The sequence below is a fragment of the Variovorax sp. P1_H12_2 genome (genome assembly GCF_056405335.1).
The window spans coordinates 1-2,435 of sequence record NZ_JBFUCI010000628.1 but is presented as its reverse complement, the minus strand read 5'-3'; the positions used below and the strand labels follow the sequence as shown (position 1 = coordinate 2,435).

2 protein-coding genes are annotated in these 2,435 nt (G+C 67.0%); both read right to left on the bottom strand.

Annotation, left to right across the window (positions count from 1 at the left end; translation table 11 throughout):
- A partial coding sequence (locus AC1D2K_RS33435; RefSeq protein ID WP_478094572.1) for a DEAD/DEAH box helicase occupies window positions 1–1,813 on the bottom strand: 1,813 nt, incomplete at its 3' end.
- A 247-nt stretch (window positions 1,814–2,060) separates the two neighbouring features.
- Window positions 2,061–2,435 (bottom strand): oligoribonuclease (gene orn, locus AC1D2K_RS33430; RefSeq protein ID WP_478094570.1); only part of this gene is annotated, 375 nt, incomplete at its 5' end.

The window sequence follows — 2,435 nt, the reverse complement described above, 5'->3', positions numbered from 1 at the left end:
GCGCGAAGCCGTCGCCGCGACCGGCGCCGCCGCCGAAGCCGCCGCGCGGGGCATTGTCGAAACCGCCGCGCGGAGCGCTGTCGCCCCAGCCCGGCTTGCGGCCGTAGCCGCCGCCGCCTTCATCGCGGCCGCCGCCGAAACCGGCGTTGCCCGCATTCTGGAAGCCGCGCGGCGCACCGGCGCCCGGGCCGCGTGCATTGCGGTCGTTGAAGCCGCTGGCACCTGCGTAGTTGCTGCCGCCACCACCGAAACCACCGGTGTTGCCGCCGCGATGGCCGCCACCGCCGCCACCGAACTTGCGGTCGCGCGAATGGTTGTCGCGGCTGTCACGGCCACGGAAGTCGCCCTGCGGCGCACGCGATTGCGGCGCGCGCTGCTGCGGCTCGAGGCCGGGGATCACCTCGGGCTTGAACTGCTGGCGGGTGTAGCCCTCGATGTCGAAGATCCGGCGGCGGTCACGCTGCTCGGCGAAGGTGATCGCCAGGCCGTCGCGGCCGGCACGGCCGGTACGGCCGATGCGGTGGGTGTAGTCCTCGGCCTTCATCGGCAGGCCGAAATTGAACACGTGCGTGATGGTCGGCACGTCGATGCCGCGCGCGGCCACGTCGGTCGCCACCAGGATCTGCACCTGGCCCTGGCGCAGCGCCATCAGGCGGCGGTTGCGCAGGCCCTGGCTCAGCGCGCCGTGCAGCGCCACGGCGCTGAAGCCGTCCTGCTGCAGGTCGTTGGCGAGGCCGTCGCACTCGACTTGCGTGCTGGCGAACACGATCGCCTGGTTGATGGTCGTGTCGCGCAGCCAATGGTCCAGCAGCTTGCGCTTGTGCTGCATGTTGTCGGCCCAGAACAGGCTCTGCTTGATGTTGGCGTGCTTTTCCTGCGGGCTGTCGATGGTCACGCGCTGCGGCTCGCGCATCACGCGCTGGGCCAGCTGCTGGATGCGCGGCGCGAAGGTGGCGCTGAACATCATGGTCTGCTGGCGTTCGATCGTCAGCTGGTTGACTTCGGCCAGGTCGTCCGAGAAGCCGAGGTCGAGCATGCGGTCGGCTTCGTCGACCACCAGGAACTTGACCTGGTCGAGCTTGATCTGCATCGAGCGCTGCAGGTCGAGCAGGCGGCCCGGCGTGGCGACCACGAGGTCGGCGTTCTGCAGCTTGGCGATCTGCAGCTGGTAGGGCATGCCGCCCACCACGTTGGCGATGCGCAGGCCGCGGCAATGCTTGACCAGGTCGATGGCGTCGTGCGCGACCTGTTGCGCGAGTTCGCGCGTCGGGCACAGGATCAGGGCGCCGGGCGTGGCGGCCTTGAAGTGGCGCGAATTGGTCGGATCCTTGCGCTTGGCCTTCTTCGGCGGCGCTTCGCCGCGGGCTGCGGCTTCGGCGGCCAGGCGCTGGAACTCGGCCTTGCTGGCAGCTTCGGCTTCGGCCTGGCGCTGCAGCAGGGTGTGCAGCACGGGCAGCAGGAAGGCCGCGGTCTTGCCGCTGCCGGTCTGGCTCGACACCATCAGGTCGACGAAGCGGGTGGCGCCGTCGGCACCGCCGCTGGCGGTCATGGCGCGCGGGATTACCTGCTCTTGCACGGTGGTCGGCTGGGTGAAGCCCAGGTCTTCGACCGCGGCGATCAGCTCGGGCGCCAGGCCCAGCTTGATGAAGCCGTTCGGCAGCTTCGGCTCGGCGGTGGTCTCGACCGCGTCCAGAGCCTCGAGCTCGGGTGCATCGTTGGAAACGGAAAGCGACTCGCTGATCACGGCGGAAACAGCGAAATCATCGGATTGCACAGGCGCGAACTCGCCCTGCGCTTCAAAAGCGTCGGTCATTTATTCAATCTCAAACGCGAGCGCTGCCGTAGGCGGCGCCCCGTCGGGTGGTGAAAAACATCAACCATCCAACGACGTTCAGCCTTCGACTCTCGTCGGGGCTGCGGCCCGTGATTCAGTCACTCACTGTGACTCGGGCGCGATGTGCAAGATAGGGAGATGCAAGAAAACGCTGAAAAGGCTCTCTCAGCGAAGTCATCGATTATCGCATGGACTCGGGTTTTTACCTAATCCTTAATCCTGAACCTCAATCCTGAAGCCGCAGGAAGGTCTCCCGGTAGTGCGCGAGCTCTTCGATCGACTCGTGCACATCGGCCAGCGCCGTGTGGGCCTGCTGCTTCTTGAAGGCGTTGTAGGCCGCCGGCTTCCAGCGCTTGGCGAGTTCCTTCAGGGTGCTGACGTCCAGGTTCCGGTAGTGGAAGTACGCTTCCAGCTTGGGCATGTACTTGACCAGGAAGCGCCGGTCCTGGCCGATGGTGTTGCCGCACATCGGCGAGCCGCTCTTCGGGATGTAGCGCGAGATGAACTGGATCAACTGCTGCTCGGCCGTGGCCTCGTCCAGCGTCGAGGCCTTGACCTTGTCGATCAGCCCGCTGCGCCCATGCGTGCCCTTGTTCCAGGC